The sequence below is a fragment of the Streptomyces viridochromogenes genome (assembly GCF_001270495.1).
Taxonomy (GTDB): domain Bacteria; phylum Actinomycetota; class Actinomycetes; order Streptomycetales; family Streptomycetaceae; genus Streptomyces; species Streptomyces viridochromogenes_A.
Genome location: NZ_LGUR01000245.1, coordinates 36,147 through 53,460 on the forward strand (window position 1 = coordinate 36,147; position 17,314 = coordinate 53,460).

The 17,314-nt window shown below is 71.5% G+C and carries 13 protein-coding genes and 1 pseudogene; 8 read left to right on the plus strand and 6 right to left on the minus strand.

Annotated features, from left to right (window positions below; genetic code table 11):
* Positions 1–125 precede the first annotated feature (125 nt).
* Complete coding sequence (locus tag ADK36_RS39225; RefSeq protein ID WP_053201006.1) at positions 126–1,610, plus strand: NCS1 family nucleobase:cation symporter-1; 1,485 nt, start codon at positions 126–128, stop codon at positions 1,608–1,610.
* 5 nt (positions 1,611–1,615) lie between these two features.
* Entirely contained in the window at positions 1,616–2,353 is a 738-nt protein-coding gene (locus ADK36_RS39230; protein ID WP_048585742.1) for an aspartate/glutamate racemase family protein, read from the plus strand.
* Positions 2,354–2,437: 84 nt separating this feature from the next.
* Here ADK36_RS39230 and ADK36_RS39235 read toward each other — a convergent pair.
* The 3 genes and pseudogenes from ADK36_RS39235 to ADK36_RS39245 all read right to left on the minus strand — a co-directional run.
* Positions 2,438–2,884, minus strand: a pseudogene (locus ADK36_RS39235) (GNAT family N-acetyltransferase); the annotation flags it as partial.
* Entirely contained in the window at positions 2,881–3,306 is a 426-nt protein-coding gene (locus ADK36_RS39240; protein WP_048585741.1) for a RidA family protein, read from the minus strand. The gene ADK36_RS39240 and the pseudogene ADK36_RS39235, both read right to left, overlap by 4 nt.
* 169 nt (positions 3,307–3,475) lie before the next feature.
* Positions 3,476–4,162 carry a hypothetical protein gene (locus ADK36_RS39245; protein ID WP_234330045.1) on the minus strand — a complete coding sequence of 229 codons (687 nt, stop codon included), beginning with the start codon at positions 4,160–4,162 and terminating at the stop codon, positions 3,476–3,478.
* Positions 4,163–4,245: 83 nt separating this feature from the next.
* Between ADK36_RS39245 and ADK36_RS39250 the strand changes: the two genes are divergently transcribed.
* A complete protein-coding gene (locus ADK36_RS39250) occupies positions 4,246–5,061 on the plus strand; it encodes a nucleotidyltransferase domain-containing protein (protein WP_048585739.1) in 816 nt (271 codons plus the stop codon).
* 268 nt (positions 5,062–5,329) lie between these two features.
* Positions 5,330–6,289: a serine/threonine-protein kinase gene (locus tag ADK36_RS39255; RefSeq protein ID WP_234330046.1), complete on the plus strand. Its 960-nt coding sequence runs from the start codon at positions 5,330–5,332 to the stop codon at positions 6,287–6,289.
* 337 nt (positions 6,290–6,626) lie between these two features.
* Here ADK36_RS39255 and ADK36_RS49260 read toward each other — a convergent pair whose 3' ends face one another.
* Both ADK36_RS49260 and ADK36_RS39265 read right to left on the minus strand, forming a co-directional pair.
* On the minus strand, positions 6,627–7,283 hold the full coding sequence (locus ADK36_RS49260; RefSeq protein ID WP_159391253.1) for a hypothetical protein: 657 nt from the start codon (positions 7,281–7,283) through the stop codon (positions 6,627–6,629).
* 723 nt (positions 7,284–8,006) lie between these two features.
* Entirely contained in the window at positions 8,007–10,448 is a 2,442-nt protein-coding gene (locus ADK36_RS39265; RefSeq protein ID WP_078916617.1) for a SpoIIE family protein phosphatase, read from the minus strand.
* Positions 10,449–10,777: 329 nt separating this feature from the next.
* Here ADK36_RS39265 and ADK36_RS39270 point away from each other — a divergent pair, with 329 nt between their 5' ends.
* The 4 genes from ADK36_RS39270 (at position 10,778) to ADK36_RS39285 (ending at position 15,326) form a co-directional block, all read left to right on the plus strand.
* Positions 10,778–12,736, plus strand: coding sequence for an FUSC family protein (locus ADK36_RS39270; RefSeq protein WP_053201012.1), 1,959 nt, complete (start codon positions 10,778–10,780; stop codon positions 12,734–12,736).
* Positions 12,737–12,797: 61 nt separating this feature from the next.
* Positions 12,798–14,162 carry an amidohydrolase gene (locus tag ADK36_RS39275; RefSeq protein WP_048585735.1) on the plus strand — a complete coding sequence of 455 codons (1,365 nt, stop codon included), beginning with the start codon at positions 12,798–12,800 and terminating at the stop codon, positions 14,160–14,162.
* A gap of 134 nt (positions 14,163–14,296) precedes the next feature.
* Complete coding sequence (locus ADK36_RS39280) at positions 14,297–14,986, plus strand: DUF899 domain-containing protein (RefSeq protein ID WP_048585734.1); 690 nt, start codon at positions 14,297–14,299, stop codon at positions 14,984–14,986.
* A gap of 154 nt (positions 14,987–15,140) precedes the next feature.
* Positions 15,141–15,326, plus strand: a complete 186-nt coding sequence (locus ADK36_RS39285) for a hypothetical protein (protein ID WP_048585733.1) — start codon at positions 15,141–15,143, stop codon at positions 15,324–15,326.
* Between the two features lie 26 nt (positions 15,327–15,352).
* On the opposite strand, the gene ADK36_RS39290 is transcribed toward ADK36_RS39285, so the two are convergent.
* Positions 15,353–17,296 carry an ABC transporter ATP-binding protein gene (locus ADK36_RS39290; protein ID WP_048585732.1) on the minus strand — a complete coding sequence of 648 codons (1,944 nt, stop codon included), beginning with the start codon at positions 17,294–17,296 and terminating at the stop codon, positions 15,353–15,355.
* Positions 17,297–17,314 lie beyond the last annotated feature (18 nt).

Consider the following 17,314-nt stretch of genomic DNA (forward strand, 5'->3'; position numbering starts at 1 on the left):
TGTTTTACGGAGCGTTAACAAGAGCGACATCGGTCGGAATGGTTGACGGGAGGACCATGTCCGCAGTTTGGTATACCAAACACCCTCCACAAGCAGTCCTCCGTCCCCCGGCTCCTGGAGGCCCCGTGTCCCTCGCCGACCGTGCCGAAGTCACCGGCACACCAGCGTTCGTCCCCGATCCCAGGCTCACCAACGAAGACCTCGCGCCTGCCGGCAAGCGCAACTGGAAGGTCTTCGACCTCTTCGCCCTGTGGATGTCCGACGTCCACAACCTCGGCAACTACACGTTCGCGGCCGGTCTGCTGGTCCTCGGCATGAACGTGTGGCAGGTCTTCACATCCCTGCTCGTCGGCTTCGTGCTCATTTACATCGGCATGAACTGGATGGGGAAGATCGGCCAGCGCCACGGGGTCCCGTTCCCCGTCGTGAGCCGCATCAGCTTCGGCGTCTGGGGTGCCAACATCCCGGCGCTGATCAGGGCCGTGATCGCCATCATGTGGTATGGCATCCAGACCTACCTCGCGTCCGTCGCCGTCAACGTGATGCTGCTGGCCGCCTGGCCGGGTCTGGAGTCCTGGACGCACAGCTCCTTCCTGGGTCTGCACGCGCTCGGCTGGGTCTCCTTCCTCTCCCTCTGGCTCATCCAGGCGCTGATCATCAGCCAGGGCATGGAGTCGGTGCGGAAGTTCCAGGACTTCTGCGGTCCGGCGATCTGGGTGGTGATGATCGCGCTGGCGGTCTGGATCCTCGCCAAGGCCGGCTGGACGATCTCGCTCACGAGCACCCCGCACCCGGTCTCCGTCGGCGAGCAGTGGCGGCAGTGGTTCGGCGCGATCGGCCTGATCCTCGCCACGTACGGCACGCTGATGCTCAACTTCTGTGACTTCTCGCGCTTCGCACCCGACTACCGGACGGTCCGCAAGGGCAACTTCTGGGGCCTGCCCATCAACTCGACGGCGTTCGTGGTCGTCTCGGTGATCGTCACGGCCGGTTCGCTGGAGGTGTTCGGCGAGGCCATCACGGATCCGGCGGAGCTGGTGGCGAAGGTCGGCAACACCTGGATCCTGGTCCTGGCCGCCCTGACGTTCGCCATCGCCACGATGGGCGTCAACATCGTCGCCAACTTCGTCTCACCGGCGTACGACCTGGCCAACGTCTGGCCGCAGAAGATCACCTTCAAGGTCGGCGGCATGATCAGCACCGTGGCGGCGCTCGTCGTGACCCCCTGGAACCTCTTCTCGAACCCGACGGTCGTGAACTACTTCCTGGGCGGCCTGGGTGCCTTCCTGGGCCCGCTGTTCGGCGTGATCATGGTCGACTACTACCTCGTCAAGCACGGCCGGGTGGACATCGACGAGCTGTTCAACGCCGAGCCGGGCTCGCGCTACTACTACCGCAAGGGCGTCAACCCCAAGGCGCTGTGGGCGTTCCTGCCGGCGGCGGGTGTCGCGGCGGTGCTGGCGCTGGTGAAGACGTTCAGCGATGTGGCGCCGTACTCGTGGTTCATCGGGACGGCGATGGGGGCGGGGCTGTACCTGGTGCTGTGCCGCGGTGAGCGCGCCGAGTCCGCCGTCGAGTCGGCCACCGGGGCCGGGACGCGGGAGGTCTGAAGGACGTGCGGATCGTCGTCACCAACTGCAACACCACGCAGGAGATGACCGAGGAGATCGTACGAGGTGCCCGGGCCGCCGCAGGCCCGGGCACCACCGTGCTCGGACTGACCCCCGCCTGGGGGCCGGAGTCGGCGGAGGGCTGGCTCGACAGCTACCTCTCGGCGGCGGCCGTGATGGACGCGCTGCGGACGTACGAGGGCCCCGAGTACGACGCGGTCGTCATGGCCGGCTTCGGGGAGCACGGGCGGGAGGGCGTCCGGGAGCTGGTGGACGTACCCGTCGTCGACATCACGGAGGCAGCCGCGCATCTGGCCTGCCTGCTCGGGCGGCGGTACGGCGTGGTGACCACGCTGGAGCGGTCGTGCGGGCAGATCGAGGACAGCCTCGAAACGGCCGGCGTGCGTCGCAACTGCGTCGCCGTGGTCGGTACCGGGCTCGGCGTGCTGGAGCTGGAGGACGGCGAGCGCACCGAGTCCGCCTTCCTGGCGGCCGCCGAACGGGCGCGGGACGCGGGCGCCGAGGTCCTGGTGCTGGGCTGTGCGGGGATGACCGGGTTGCAGCGGACCGTGGGGGAGAAACTGGGGGTTCCGGTGGTCGACGGGGTGGGGGCGGCCGTCAAACTCGCCGAGTCGCTGGTGGGGTTGGGGCTGACGACGAGCCGGGCGGGCACCTATGCCAAACCGCTGCCGAAGCGGCGGGTGTGGGGCCGGCGATCAGGAGTGGTCCGGGGTGACGAGTGAGCGGTCCGGGGCGGCGAACGTGTGATCCGGGGTGACGAGGGCGTGGTCCGGGGTGACGAGGGTGTGGTCCGGGGTGACGACGGAGGGGTGCCAGACGTACCGCACGTCCGGCTCCTGCTCCTCGTTGCCGCTGCCGTCCGTGAACTCGACGGCGACGAAGCCGTGGCGCTCGTAGAAGCGGTGGGCGGGCTTGTTGACCTGGAAGGTCCACAAGCTCAGCCCGCCCGGTCTGCGTTGCTTGGCGAGGTCGACCAAGCGGTCACCGATGCCGCGGCCCCGCCAGTCGGGGTCGAGGTAGAGCTGGGAGAGCTGGTCGCGGTCGAGGACCATGAGGCCCACGACGCGGTCGGCGGCCTCGGCGACCCAGGTCTCCCTGAGCAGGACCACCACCTCCCGGAAGTAGGTCCGCACGTCGTCGTCGGAGCGCGGCCGGACGACCGTCGGCAGGGCGGCGGCGAAGGACCGCAGCCAGACGTCGGCGGCGGCCCCGGCGTCGGACGCGGTGGCGCGGCGGAGCGCGACGAGGGTCACGGCCGTGACTCTCGCGCCGGCTCGTCGGGAACGACGGCGGTGGCGGTGATCTCCACCAACTGCCCCGTGTAGCCGAGGCAGGCCACGCCCAGCAGCGTCGACGAGTGCGGGCCGACGCTCAGCCCCGACGCCTCGACGACCTCCCAGACGGCGGACAGCACCGCGGTGTCGCCACTCACGACGTACACATCGGTTGACAAGACATGCGCCAAGTCACTGCCGGCCACCCGCAGTTGTTCCTTGAGGTTGGCGATCACCTGCTCGGCCTGCCGTACGGGGTCTCCTTCGCCGACGAGGTTCCCGTCGCCGTCCAGGGGCACGGAACCGGCGAGGAAGGCGAGTCTCGTGCCGGCCTCGACGACGGAGGCGTGGGAGTAGGTGGGTGGAGGGAAGAGGGCGGGGGAGGTGACGCGCCGGATCATGGGGGCTCCTGGGGCTGTCCGAGGGGTCTTGAGTCGTGCGGCGACGACTTGTCGAGTCGTACGGCGACAACTCGCCGATCATCCGGGCCCTGACCCATGTACGCATCCGAATTTCCGAGGCGGCAGCGGACTGGCCGGGCCCGGCGTCCTGGGAGCTGCCCCCCGGATGTCATCCCGGCGGTGGCCCGAACCTCCGTTCACGCAGTCGGCGTTCGCACTCCCGGGCAAGGGCCGGGTACGCCTGGGAGATGGCCGCGTATATGCGGTGGCGCAGCAGTTCCTCGGCTGCCGCGCGGCCGGTACGGCCGGACAACTCGGCGAGGATCCCGTCGTACCGCGTCATTCGATGGCGTAGATAGTCGACCTTCCAGCGGTCGAGCGCGCGGGGCTCGGCACTGTCGACCGTGGCGGGATCCGCGACATGGCCCTTACGCCACAACGCCCGCTCCTCGTCCAGGCGGTTGCGGTGCTCGACGGCCAGTGCCGCGAGCCTGTCCGGGGCCGGCCGCGGCACCTCGATGGGCTCCGCCGCGATGCGCGCCAGCACCTCCCGCCGCCTGCGCAGAGCGGCAGCACGCGCGGCGGCGGACCGCCGCGCGGCAGCCGCCGAAGCGGCGCGGAACTCCTCGCTCCGCTCGACGGCCCGTACCCGCTCGATGCTGTAGAGGCGGGTCCGCGGGGCGGAGCGCAGGTGCGGGTTGGTGCGCAACAGGTCGGGTTCGCCGAGTAGTTGGCGCATCATGCCGGGCGTCCAGCCGCGGGACCGTAGTCCGGCTGCGGAGAGGTGTGTGCGGGTGGGCTGGGACGGTGCCTGGCTTCGCTCCTCTGGTTCTGGAGTCTTCTCGTGCGTCGCCATCAGTGCTTCCCCCGTCGTCGTTACGCTGAGTGACGACTTCATTGATAGCTTGCGCCACTGACAATGCGGCATACGCTGCGCCCATGCCTGCCCTCCCGGACTCCGGCCTCTCCGACCCCGCCCGCCCCGACCCCGTCTTCCTCGGTGCCACCGCGGACCGCCTGGCCTCCCTCCCCACTGTCCAGGCCGTCGCCCTCGGCGGCTCCCGGGCGCAGGGCACCCACAAGCCGGACAGCGACTGGGACCTGGCCGTCTACTACCGCGGCCCCTTCGAGCCGGACGACCTCCGCGCCCTCGGCTGGGAGGGCGAGGTGTCGGAGGTCGGTGGTTGGGGTGGCGGTGTCTTCAACGGGGGAGCGTGGCTGACGATCGAGGGGCGGCGGGTGGACGTCCACTATCGCGATCTCGACGTGGTGGAACGGGAGTTGGCCGAAGCGGAGGAGGGGCGGTTCCGGGTGGAGCCGTTGCTGTTCCATCTCGCGGGGATTCCCAGCTACCTGGTGGTGGCGGAGTTGGCGATCAACCAGGTGCTGCGGGGCGAGCTGCCGAGACCGGCCGTCTATCCCGAGGGGCTGCGGCGCACGGCGAGTGAGCGCTGGTACGGCACCGCCCGGGCGACCCTCGCCTACACGCGGGCCAGCCACGCTCCGGCGGGCCGTCTCACCGAGGTCGCGGGTGCCCTCGCCGTGGCGGCCGCGCAGACCGGGCACGCCGTGCTGGCGGCGCGCGGGGAATGGGTGACGAACGAGAAGCGGCTGCTGGAGCGGGCCGGGCTGCGGAGCATCGACGGCGTCATCGGGTCTCTCGGCACCCGCCGCGATGGGCTGGGCCCGGCGGTCACCGAAGCGGAGAGGCTCTTCGAGCAGGTGATCGAGGGGGCGGTGTCGCCTCCCGGGTGATGTCGCCTCGCGTGTGGCGTCCGCTGGCGTCCGGTGGCGTCCGGTGACCTTCAGGGCGGCCCACGGGCAGGCCCTGCCGGTGGGCCGCCCTGCCCACCAGACGTCCTGGCCGTCCTGGTCGCCGTGCACTGTCGTCCTGGAGGGATGTGGCCGGTCGAGCACGTCCGCAGGACAATTGTGGATGTATGGGTTTTTGTCGTTCGGGTGATGCGTCGCCCGTGAGGCGCCGGCCGCACGGTGGCCGGGGATGCGCGGATGGGGACAGGTGATGAGCGCGGGACTGGTCGGGGAGCGGATCGCCGGCTACGAGGTGGAGTGCGAGCTCGGTCGCGGGGGAATGGCCGTGGTCTACCGGGCAAGGGACCTGCGGCTGGAACGTACGGTGGCGCTGAAGCTGCTGACCCCTGACATGGTCCGCAACGACACCTTCCGCCGTCGTTTCGCGCACGAGCAGCGGGCGGCCGCGGCGCTCGACCACCCGCACATCGTGCCGATCTTCGAGGCCGGTGAGGCGAACGGTGTCCTGTACATCGCCATGCGGTACGTCCCGGGGCTGGATCTGCGGGCCCTGCTGGACCGGGACGGTCCCCTGCCCGTCAAGACCGCGCTGCGTATCGCCGCGCAGGTGGCCTCCGCCCTGGACGCGGCCCATGAGCACGATCTGGTGCACCGAGACGTCAAACCCGGCAATGTCCTGGTGGCCCGGGGTACGGACAGCGACCACCCCGAGCATGTCTATCTCACGGATTTCGGGCTGACGAAGAAATCGCTGTCGCTGACCGGGCTCACGTCCGTGGGGGAGTTCGTCGGCACCCTCGACTATGTGGCACCGGAGCAGATCGCGGGGCGCCCGGTGGATGGCAGGTGCGATCTGTACAGCCTCGCCTGCGTCGTCTACGAGGCCCTCGCGGGCGGGCCGCCCTTCCAGCGGGACGACAGCATGGAACTGCTCTGGGCGCACCAGTACGACCAGCCGCCCGCCCTGAGCGAGAGGCGGCCGGATGTGCCGCCTGCGATGGACGAGGTCGTGGCGCGAGCCCTGGCCAAGGTTCCCGAGGATCGTTACGACTCCTGTCTGGAGTTCGTGGCGGCGTTGCGCACCACGGCACAGGGGCCCGCACCGGAGCCGGCGGCCCATCCGCCGGCCCAGGCGGACCGGGCTGTTGGGGCGCTTCCCCATCCGCCCCTGTGGGCCCGGCCGGTCTTCGAACGCCGACCCGGTCACTGACGGGGGCGTACGGCGCCGTGGCCTGAACAAGGCGTGGCGCAAAGCTGCCTGACGGTGTGTCGGTTCCCTTCACGTTCGGCATACCAGTCCGCCGGCCGACCTCTGGTGCGGGGCGTTTCATCACCGATCGCGACTCGTCGGCCATCCCTCCTGTTGCCGCGCTCGCTCCCTTGTTCCGGGCAGGGTCGCCGCGCTTCTACCCGATGGTTTCGGATCCGTCAAGTCCCGAGCCCTCGGAACGTGACCCCGCTGGTCGGGGAGGGCCTACTGGAAGTGCGCCCCACCGGACAAACCGGAACGAAACGGGGCGGAAGGGCACCAACAAGTGCCGACCACTTCAGGAGGAATCATGAGCACTGTCACCCGCACTCGCGAGAACGTCCGTCCGAAGCGCCGGCTGGGTCTGGCCACGGCAGCGGTGTCGGCCGCGGTCGTCGCCGGAGGTGTCATCCTTCCGGCCACCGCCGCGACGGCGGCCCCGGCGTCCTCCAAGTCGGCGGCGACCATGGCGCCCCAGGGCAAGGGCAAGGACAAGGACAAGCACGAGAAGAACTACTGCTGGAGCGACGAGCACAAGAAGCATCTCAAGGACTACAAGGAGCACAAGGGCGACAAGGGCCACAAGAGCTTCCAGGGCCACACGGACGACAAGGACCACAAGGGCAAGGACAAGCACAAGGACAAGGACAAGGACCACAAGGGCAAGGGCAAGTGGGAGAAGGAGTACTACTGCTGGGCGGGCGGCCAGAAGTTCTACTGGGAGCAGAAGTACGAGTGCTACTTCGTAGTAATCAAGCACGTCAAGCGGTACTTCTGGGACAGCCATAAGGACTACTACTACTTCGAGAAGCACTACAACGACTGGAAGGTCGAGCACCACGACGACTTCTGGAAGGACAAGGACCACTGGAAGGACGAGGACGAGGTCAAGGACGAGCACGAGGAGGAAGGCAAGCACGAGGAGGAAGGCGAGCACGAGGAGGAAGGCGAGCACGAGGAGGGCACCGAGGCTGAGGGCACCGAGACCGAGGAGGGCACCGAGGCTGAAGGGACCGAGACGGAGGAGGGCACCGAGGCTGAGGGCACCGAGACCGAGGAAGGTACCGAGGCTGAAGGGACCGAGACGGAGGAGGGCCTGAAGGGACCGAGACGGAGGAGGGCACCGAGGCTGAGGGCACCGAGACCGAGGAGGGCACCGAGGCTGAAGGGACCGAGACGGAGGAGGGCACCGAGGCTGAAGGGACCGAGGCTGAAGGTACCGAGGCTGAGGGCACCGAGACCGAGGAGGGCACCGAGCCGGTGCAGCCCGACCCTGAGGCGCAGCTCGCGCCGGAGGCTCCGGTCGAGGAGCCGGCCCCGGCCGTGTAAGTCGCGGACGGCGGGCCGCAACACCCACCACGACGGGGTGAAGGCACAACAGCCTTCACCCCGTCACCCTTTCCCTCCGACCTCCCCCCTCCGAAAGGAACCAGCGCTCATGTCCACACTGACCTGGCAGCGTTCCCTCGCTCAGACGGCGCACCCCCGCACGATCACTCCCCGCACGACCACCCCGCGCACGACCGCCCCCAGCGCCACCTCTGCCCCCGCACCCTCCACCCGCCCCAACGCGGCGCCCGCAACCCGCCGACCGTACGGCCTGCACCTGGACGCACCCCGTCATCACCCCCGCGACCCCCCGGACGCGGGCCTTCCTCCTGGTGCGACGGCGGGCCTCTCAGCTCAGGGTGAGGAACTGCTCGGCCCAGACGGTCTTGCCGGTCGCCTCGTGCCGGGTGCCCCAGCGCTGGGCGAGCTGGCCGACCAGCAGCAGGCCCCGTCCGCCCTCGTCGAAGATCCGGGCGCGGCGCAGGTGCGGGGCGGTGCTGCTGGAGTCGAAGACCTCGCAGATGAGGGTGCGGCCTTCGTGGATCAGGCGCAGCCGGACGGGCCGGCGGCCGTAGCGCAGGGCGTTGGTGACCAGTTCGCTGACGACGAGTTCGGTGATGAACGCGGCCTCCTCCAGGTGCCAGACGGCCAGCTGCTCGGTGGCCAGTTGGCGGGCTCGGGCGACGACCGTGGGATCGAAGTCCAGGTCCCAGGTGGCGACCCGGTCGGCACCGAGGCAGCGGGTGCGGGCGGTGAGCAGGGCGATGTCGTCGTCCGGCGGGTGCGTCAGCATGGCGGCGAGGAGCCGGTCGCAGACCGTGTCCGGCGTCCGCGCGGGGCGGGCGAGGGTGGCGAACATCTTGTCCAGGGCCTCGTCGATGTCGTGGTCGCGGGCTTCGAGAAGACCGTCGGTGTACAGCGCGATCAGGCTGCCCTCCTCCAGCTCGGTCTCGACGGTCTCGAACGGCAGACCGCCGAGACCCAGGGGCGGGCCGGGCGGCACGTCGAGGAAGCGCACCGCGCCGTCGGGGGCGACCACGGCGGCCGGGGGGTGGCCGGCCCGGGCCATCGCCAGGCGGCGGGAGACGGGGTCGTAGACCGCGTACAGACAGGTGGTGCCGATCCCGGCGGCACCCTCCGCGGCCCCCTGCGGCCCGGCCTCCTCGGCGGACAGGTGCACCACGAGATCGTCGAGGTGGGTCAGCAGTTCGTCGGGCGGCAGATCGACGTCGGCCAGGGTGCGTACCGCGGTGCGTACCCTGCCCATGGTGGCCGACGCGCGCACGCCGTGACCGACCACATCGCCCACCACCAGAGCCACCCGGGCGCCCGACAGGGGGATCACGTCGAACCAGTCGCCGCCCACCCCGGCCCGGCCGCCGGCCGGCAGGTACCGGGTGGCGACGTCCAGGGCGTGCTGATCGGGCAGCGTCTGCGGTAGCAGGCTGCGCTGGAGGGTCATGGTGGTGGTGCGGTCCCGGCCACGCTGCCGGGCTCGGCGCATGGCCTCGGCCGCCGTGCCCGCCAGCTGCTCGGCCAGCCACACATCGTCCGCCGTGAAGGGCTCCCGGCGGCGGTGGCGGCCCAGCAGTACCGCACCGAACAGGCCGCTGCGGGTGCGCAACGGCACCACCATCACCGAACGCAGCCCCGCCCGGCCGATCCAGGCGGCCTGCGGGTCCTCCTCGATCCACCGGGCGACGGCCGGCTCGACCACCGAGTACGCGGTTGCCTGCCCCTCGACCAGGCACCGGGTCACCGGCGAACCGGCCGGATGGCGCACCGACTGCCCCGGCGCGACGAGAACGCCGCCGTCGTCGAGGACCGAGCGCACCGCGATACGGTTCAGGGTCACCCGCCCCGCCGACCCGGCCGGCAGGACGGGCTCCGTCTCGCCGCCGCGTCGAAACGTGTCCAGTACCTCGACGGCCACGAAGTCCGCCACGTCGGGCACGGCCACCTCGGTCAGCTCCTGTACCGTGCGCTCGGCGTCGTCGGTGGTGCCGATCCGCGGCTGGGCCTGAAGCAGCATCCGTTGCCGGGCCGGATCCCCGTCCGGCGTGTGGTACGCCACCAGGCACACCGCACGCACCTGGCCCTCCGCATCCTTCAGCGGGGCCAGCGACGCCGGCCAGCCGCCCTCCGCGCCCACACCCCCCGGGCCCAGCAAATCCGCGACATGCTGCACCTCACCCCCTTCCAGTACCCGTCGCATCGCCGCCTCGGCCCGTTCGCTCAACGGATGCGGTGCGAGCTCCGTCAGACGCCACCCGCGCATGTCCTGCGCGCTCAGCGACAGCGCACGTTCCAGACCGGCGTTCGCCCCCACCAGTCGCAGTTCCCCGTCGAAGACCCCGACGCTGCACGGCAGTTGGCGCAACACCCACTCCCCGAACGCCCCGTCCGTCGGCAGATCCGCCCCCGGTGACGACGACGGCCCCCCGGCCGCTCCCGCCACCACCAGCCACTCGGCTGCCGCACCGCCGGAAGGCCGCCGATGCGCCAGCAGCCGCCGCGGAAGGTGCCGGCCGTCCCGATGCCGCAGTACCGCCGAGCCGCTCCACTCCCGGCCTCCGGCGGCGACGCGTCGTACCCGCTCCCCGACGTCGTCGGCGAGCAGTCGCGCCGCCGGGCGCCCCACCACCTCCGCCGGCCCGTAGCCCAGGAGGCGCCCGGCCGCCTCGCTCCACCCCGTCACGATGCCGCGCTCATCCACCGTCGCCGTGCACGGCTCCCGCGGCGCGACACCCGCCCGTGCCCCCTCGCCGGAGGGGGAGGAAGGTCGCGCCATCACCGCTCCTCTCGCCGTTCACATCCGGCACCGCCCCCCTGACCAGCATGATCCCGGCGCACACCAACCACAACCGGAGACCGCATCCGAGCCAATTTCGACGTCAACACCACCGCGGAACTCACCCGCCTCGCCATGGCCCTCGGTCCGTAGGACGGCCCGGCGTAGTTGCGTTCATAAAGAACGTGGCCTTTCCAGGCATCGTCACATCCTCGAAATACGACCGTCCCATCCCCTCCAGGACTTGGACCTACGGTGGGCAGTACAGCCCGCCGCCCGGCCACCGTCGCCCGAAGGCACACCCCCGCCCTCGCCCCGACAGGAGCCCCGTGTCCCGCCCCGCACGCCCGGCCTTCGCACTCCCGCCCTGGCTCGCCCACGCCCTCCGCACCCAGCGCGGACCCGTCCCCTGGAGCGCGGTCGTCCGAGGAGCCCTGGCCGCCGGCCCCCTCCTCCTCGCCGCGGTCCTCGCCGACCGCACCTCCCTCGGTGTGGTGGCCGCCATCGCCGCCATGCTCGCCGGCATCAACGACCGCCCCGGCAGCCGCCGTGTCTCCGTCAACCGGATCGGGGTGCCCGCGCTGGCAGGGGCGGCCGGATTGCTGGTCGGAACGTATGCCGGGGAGCACTTCGGCGCCGTCCCGCTCACCCTCCTCCTCACCGGCCTCGGGCTCTTCGCGGGCGGCATCAGCGCCGTCGGGTCCGTCGCCTCCGGTGCCGGTACGCAAATCCTCGTCGCCTCCGCCATCGGGGCCGGGATGCCGTTGCCGGAGAGCGGGTGGCAGCGGGCGCTCGTCTATCTCGCCGGTGCCGCCTGGCTGCTCGGGCTACGGCTGGCCCTCCCCACCCCCGGCTCCCTCGTCGGAGACTTCCGGTTCGACGGAGAGCGCGACGCCGTCGCTGCCGTGTACGACGCCGTCGCGGACCTCCTCGACGCTGTCGGCACCCCCCACGCCGCCGCCCGCCGCAGCGCGCTCACCGCCGCCCTCGACCATGCGCAGGACGCCCTCACCGGGCCCCGGCTGCGGCGGTACGCCTCCTCGTCCGCCGAGCGACGACTGCACGCGCAGTACGCCGCCGCCCTGCCCCTCGCCGAGGCCGCCACCGCGCTGGCCTGGGCGGGGGAGGGCGTGGCCGAGCGGGCCTCCGAAGGGCCGCGCAGGCTCGCCGCGGCAGTGCGCGGCAACACCCACACCGGCCCCCTCCCCGCGCCCTCCCGCTCCGCACCCGCCCTGCGCGCGCTCGACGACGCCCTGCTGCATGCCGCCGAGGCGTTCGACCGGGGGAAGGGCAACAGCGACCTGCACACCCGGCGCCGTACGGCCAGGGACCGGGTCCGGGCCGTCTTCGGGGCCGGCGGACGGGAGTACGGGCTGCGCGTCGCCCTCAGCTTCGGAGCCAGCGCCGCCATCGCCCAGGCCCTGCACCACGCCCAGTGGTACGGGCAGCACGAACACTGGTACTGGCTCCCCGCCACCGCCGTCTTCCTCGTCAAGCCCGACCTCGGACCACTGGTGTCCCGGGTGCTGTGCCGGGCCGCCGGCACCGTGCTGGGAGCCCTGCTCTTCGCCGGGTTCGCGGCCGTACTGCCCCGCCCCGAGGGCCTGATCGCGCTGGTCGCCCTCAGCGGCGCCCTCATCCCCGTCGCCACCCGGCACTTCGCCGCCCAGACGGCCGTGGTGACCGTGCTCGTGCTCGCCCTGGTGATGGTGGGCGGCGAGCCGCAGGCCTCCGCGAGCCGGATCGGGGAGACGCTGCTGGCCTGCGCGATCGTGCTGGTCGTGGGGCATCTTCCGATGCCCGGGCAGCGGGGCGGAGGCGTCCGGGCCCGGCTCGGCGCGGCCAACCGGGCCGCGCACGCCTACCTCGCCCATGTACTGCGCGAGGCCGGCGGCGGCGTCGGCGACCCCACCCAAGCCCCGCGCGAATCCCCCGTCCATGACGTGCCGAACGGCCATGACCCGGCCCGTTCCGACGCCCGCGCGCTGCGCTGGACCCTGCGTCGCGAGGCCTACCGCGCGCTCGCCGAGGCCCGTACCGCCATCGCTCTCGCCGCCGCGGAACTCCCCGCGCTCGCCCGGCACACGGAGGGCGCGGACGACGTCGTCGGCACGCTCGAACGGCTCGTCGACACGACGACCGCGTGCGCCGTACACCTCGACGACTCGGGCCGCCTCACGGCCTGGCACACGGCCCGGCTCACCGAGCTGCTGGAAGAGCTCGCGGAGGAGCGCGACCGAGTCGGACTACGCGGCCCCGAGGCCCCCGAGGTGCCGCTGGCCGGCTGAGGAGCATGCCGATGCGCGATTCACCCCACGCGGTCCGACGACCGCGTCGTACGTTGGCGTGATGACGCCTTCTCCCGCGGAAGCTCCCGCCGACCTCGTCATCACCGGATGCACCGTTCTCCTGCACGACGACCAGGAGCGGATCGGGTTCCAGGAGAACGCCGCGATCGTCGTCCGAGGCGGAGTCGTCGAGAGCGTCACGACCGCCGACGCCGTACGCGACCGAGCCGCCGTCGAACGCCTCGACGCACCGGGCCAGGTCGCCCTCCCGGGGCTCGTCAACTGCCACACCCACGCCCCCATGGTCGCCCTGCGCGGGGTCGCGGAGGACCTGCCCACCGAGGAGTGGTTCAACGACGTCGTCTGGCCCGTCGAGTCCAACCTCACCGAGAAGGACGTGGAGTTGGGGGCGCGGCTCGCCTGCGCCGAGATGATCCGCGGCGGCGTCACCTGCTTCGCGGACCACTACTTCTCGATGGACGCCGTCGCCACGGTCGTCGAGGAGTGCGGGATCCGGGCCCACCTGGGGGAGGCCTACTTCTCCTCCCAGGGCCCCCAAGGACGGGAGCGGTCGCTGGAGTTCGCGCTACGGCACCGCGGCGGCGCCGACGGCCGTATCACCACCACCCTCGCCCCGCACGCCCCGTACACGGTCGACGACGCGGACCTGGCCGCCACCGCCGAACTCGCCGCCGAGCACGGCCTGCCCGTCCACCTCCACGCCGCCGAGAACCGCGACCAGGCCGAGACCAGCCTCGCCCGCCACGGCGTCACCCCCGTCGAGGTCCTCCGGCGCACCGGGATCCTCGACGTCGACGTCCTCATCGCGCACGGCACGGGCATCCTCGACCGCGACCTGCCGGTCCTGCGGAACGCCTCCGGCCGTACGGCCGTCGCCACCGCGCCCCGCGGCTACCTCAAGTTCGCCTGGCCCACCACCACACCCGTCCGCGCCCTGCACGACCTCGGCATCCCCGTCGGCCTCGCCACGGACGGCGCCGCCTCCAACAACTCCCTCGACGTCTGGGAGTCGATGGCCCTCACCGCCCTCCTCCAGAAGTCGACCACCGGCGACCCCCGCTGGCTGACATCCCGTCAGGCCCTGCACCACGCCACGCTCCAGAGCGCCCGCGCGATCGGACTCGGCGACACCCTCGGCACCCTCGCCCCCGGCCGCCGTGCCGACATCATCCTGGTCGACCTCACCGGCCCCCACACCCAGCCCGTACACGACCTCGCCGCCACCCTGGTCCACAGCGCCCGCTCCTCCGACGTCCGCACGACGATCGTGGACGGGCGGATCCTGATGCGCGACCGGCAGCTGCTGGCGATCGATGTGCCCACTGTCGTAAGGGAGTTGGGGGAGCGGATGCCGGCGCTCCTGGACCGGAGCCACGGCGGGCGGATCCAGGAATACGACACATAGTCCGAGATCCATGGGTCCGAGTACGGCGTGTCCCTCACCGGTGGCTGCTCCGAAAAAATCCGTGCCACGGCGATGAGTTCCGCCCCGCCCGCTGGTCACCACCCGGAACGGACCGTTGCACAGGAGGGGCGCCCATGTCGCTTCCGGAGATCGTCTCGCGCGAGCAGTGGCGCGCGGCACGTGAGGAACTGCTGGTCAAGGAGAAGGCGGCCACGCGCGCGCGTGACGCGCTCAACGCCGAGCGGCGCAGACTGCCCATGGTCGAGGTCGCGGAGGAGTACGTCTTCGAGGGCGGCGACGGCAAGGCCACCCTGCTCGACCTCTTCGAGGGGCGGCAGCAACTCGTCGTCTACCACTTCATGTTCGCCCCCGAATGGGACGCGGGGTGCCGCAGCTGCTCGGGGTTCCTGGACCAGATCGGGCATCCGGCGCACCTCAGGGCGCGCGGGACGACCCTCGTCGCCGTCTCCAGGGCGCCGTACACGAAGATCCTGCCGTTCAAGGCGCGCATGGGCTGGACGGTGCCCTGGTACTCGTCGTACGGCAGCGACTTCAACCACGACTTCGAGGTGACCCTGGAGCACGAGGGCGAGCCGGTGGAACGACCCGGTATCAGCTGCTTCCTGCGCGACCGGGACCGCGTCTTCCACACCTACTCGACGTATGAGCGCGGTCTGGACGGGCTGGGCTCGACCACCGGCTTCCTGGACCTCACCGCGCTGGGCCGGCAGGAGGAGTGGGAGGAGCCCAAGGGGCGCGCGTCGGCTCTCGGGGCGCCCGCGGGCAGTGAGCGCATCCGGTATCACGACGAGTACGAGGACTGACACGGGGCGTAGCGGTTGATCATCGAGGGTGAGCGGGCGCTCACACATCGCGGTGAACGAGTGTCAACTACGTCTCAGTCCCGTCACCGGGCGAGGCGTTTCACCTCCGGCAGGCGTTAACTCCTACAAGTACGACGCTGATCGGAGGTGCAGGATGGTGAACGGGCGAACAGTGCTCGAACGCTTTCCCGCGGGCGGGCCGCGGGGTTCGTGGCCGGCGGAGGAGTTCGCACACGCGCGGCGGATGGAAGGCCTGGCCGCCGAGGTCGTCATGGACCTCGCGACGGACGCCTTCCTGGTGATCGTCCGCGGTGACGTCGCGGTCGACGCCGCCGCGTGAGCGGGAGGGCGAGCCGACGGTGAGGGTCAGCCCGCCTTCGGTGTGACCACCCGCCCGGTGAACTGCTCCGCCTGGAGCGAGTACAGCTCCGCGTAGACGCCGCCCGAGGCCAGCAGTTCGTCGGGCGTGCCGGACTCCACGAGTCTGCCCTGGTCGAGGACGTGCACCAGATCGGCGTGGCGTACGGACGCCAGCCGGTGGGTGATGAGGACGACCGTCTGGCCGGTGGAGGCGAGCGCGCGGATCTTCTCGAAGACCTCCAGCTCGGCCCGTGCGTCCAGGGCCGCCGTCGGCTCGTCCACGATGAGAATGCGCCCGCGCCGGTACGCGGCCCGCGCGATGCCCAGCCGCTGCCACTGACCGCCGGACAGCTCGTGCCCGCCGCTGAACTGCCGGGCCAGCAGGGTGTCCAGACCGCGCGGCAGGTCGGCCACCACCTCCTCGGCCCCGGCCTCGGTGACCGAGGAGGCCAGCCGTTCCTCGGTGAGGGGCGCGGAGGAGCGGCCGACGGCGACGTTGACCCGGGCGGTGAACGGCCAGCGCTTGAAGTCCTGGGCCACCATGGCGATCCGCTCGGCGAGCTGGTGCCGGTCGGCGGTCGCCGCGTCGACGTCGTCCCACAGGACGCGCCCCCGGTCCGGCGTGTAGAGCCCCGCCAGCAGCTTCACCAGGGTGGTCTTCCCGGAGCCGTTCTCACCGACCAGCGCGACGATCCGGCCGAGGGGGAGGGCGAGCGTGATGTCGTCGAGGGCGGGGCGGGCGGATTCACCGGGGTAGCTGAAGCTCACGTTCTCGAAGCGGATCTCCTGCGGATCCTCGGGCAGTGCGGCGCCGCCCACCGGGATCGCCCGTTCGGCCGCCTCGACGTACAGCCGCTGGAGATCGCCCACGAACAGGGCCTCCTCATGAAGCGCGTTGACCTCCAGGACGAGGCTGTCGAGGCTCGACGAGCCGGTGCGGATCGCGATGACGGCCGTTCCCGCCACGGAGAGCGCCATGGCCCCGGCCAGCAGCAGCCCGCCCAGGGTGGCGTACGTCGCCACGGTCGCGAGCCCCGTCCACGCCGCCGCGATGAGCCCGGTACGTGCCGCCAGCCGGGCCAGCCGCGCCTGCTCCGCCTCCGCCGTCTCCGACATCGCCCGGTAGTGCCGCAGAAGGAAGGGCCCGACACCGTGGACGCGGATCTCGGGCGCGGCGGCGGGCTCGGTCAGCAGCCCGCTGATCAGATGCCCGGCGCGGGAGTGCTGCACCCAGGTGTGGAAGGACTCGTAGCGGCGCCGGGCGTTGGTGAGGGCGCTCCAGGCGCTGGGCAGTGTCATGGTGGCGAGGAGGGGCAGCAGGGCCGGGTGCAGCACGGTGAGCACGCTCGCCGCGGCGATCAGCGAGATGGCCGCGTTCACGACCCGTGTGCTGTACGCGATCATGCGGCGGGCGGATCCGGCGCCGTACTGCGCGGTGTCCAGCAGCTTGTGGAAGGCATGGTCCTCGATCGCGGCCAGCTCCACCGCCGCGGCACGCTCCAGATACAGCTCTGTCGCCACCCGTTCCACCTTCGGCTCCAGCCGCCCGGTGGCATACGTGGACGCGGCCCGCAGCAGCGTGGACACCACCATCACGGCGGCCATCGCGAGGAGGGCGGGCACGGCACCCCGTAACCGCTCCTCCAGGGCGCCGCCCCCGATCAGCCGCCCCAGCACGCTGTTCACGGCGAGCAGCCCGACCGCCTGCCCCAGCCCTCGCCCCACCTCGGCCACCAGCACGGTCCGCGCGGCCCGCCGGTCGGCCTGCCAGGCGAGCCGGAAGCTCGACGCCAACAGCGATGGCAGCCGCGTCACCATGGCCCGGAAGTTCAGCTCCAGAAAGGCGTCCCGATGCTGATTCCACCCCGTGTCGTACCGCAGCGGCCCTCCGAACAGCAGCCGCTCCGACTCGGAAACCCCGCCCTCACCAGCACCGTGCTTCTTCCCCACCACACACCCTCCCCCGAC

Coding starts and splice junctions, on each gene's coding strand:
- ADK36_RS39275 (WP_048585735.1), top strand. CDS start 12,798: ATGACGCCTTCTCCCGCGGAAGCTCCCGCCGACCTCGTCATCACCGGA.
- ADK36_RS39285 (WP_048585733.1), top strand. CDS start 15,141: ATGGTGAACGGGCGAACAGTGCTCGAACGCTTTCCCGCGGGCGGGCCG.
- ADK36_RS39250 (WP_048585739.1), top strand. CDS start 4,246: ATGCCTGCCCTCCCGGACTCCGGCCTCTCCGACCCCGCCCGCCCCGAC.
- ADK36_RS39255 (WP_234330046.1), top strand. CDS start 5,330: ATGAGCGCGGGACTGGTCGGGGAGCGGATCGCCGGCTACGAGGTGGAG.
- ADK36_RS39240 (WP_048585741.1), bottom strand. CDS start 3,306: ATGATCCGGCGCGTCACCTCCCCCGCCCTCTTCCCTCCACCCACCTAC.
- ADK36_RS39265 (WP_078916617.1), bottom strand. CDS start 10,448: ATGGCGCGACCTTCCTCCCCCTCCGGCGAGGGGGCACGGGCGGGTGTC.
- ADK36_RS39280 (WP_048585734.1), top strand. CDS start 14,297: ATGTCGCTTCCGGAGATCGTCTCGCGCGAGCAGTGGCGCGCGGCACGT.
- ADK36_RS39245 (WP_234330045.1), bottom strand. CDS start 4,162: ATGGCGACGCACGAGAAGACTCCAGAACCAGAGGAGCGAAGCCAGGCA.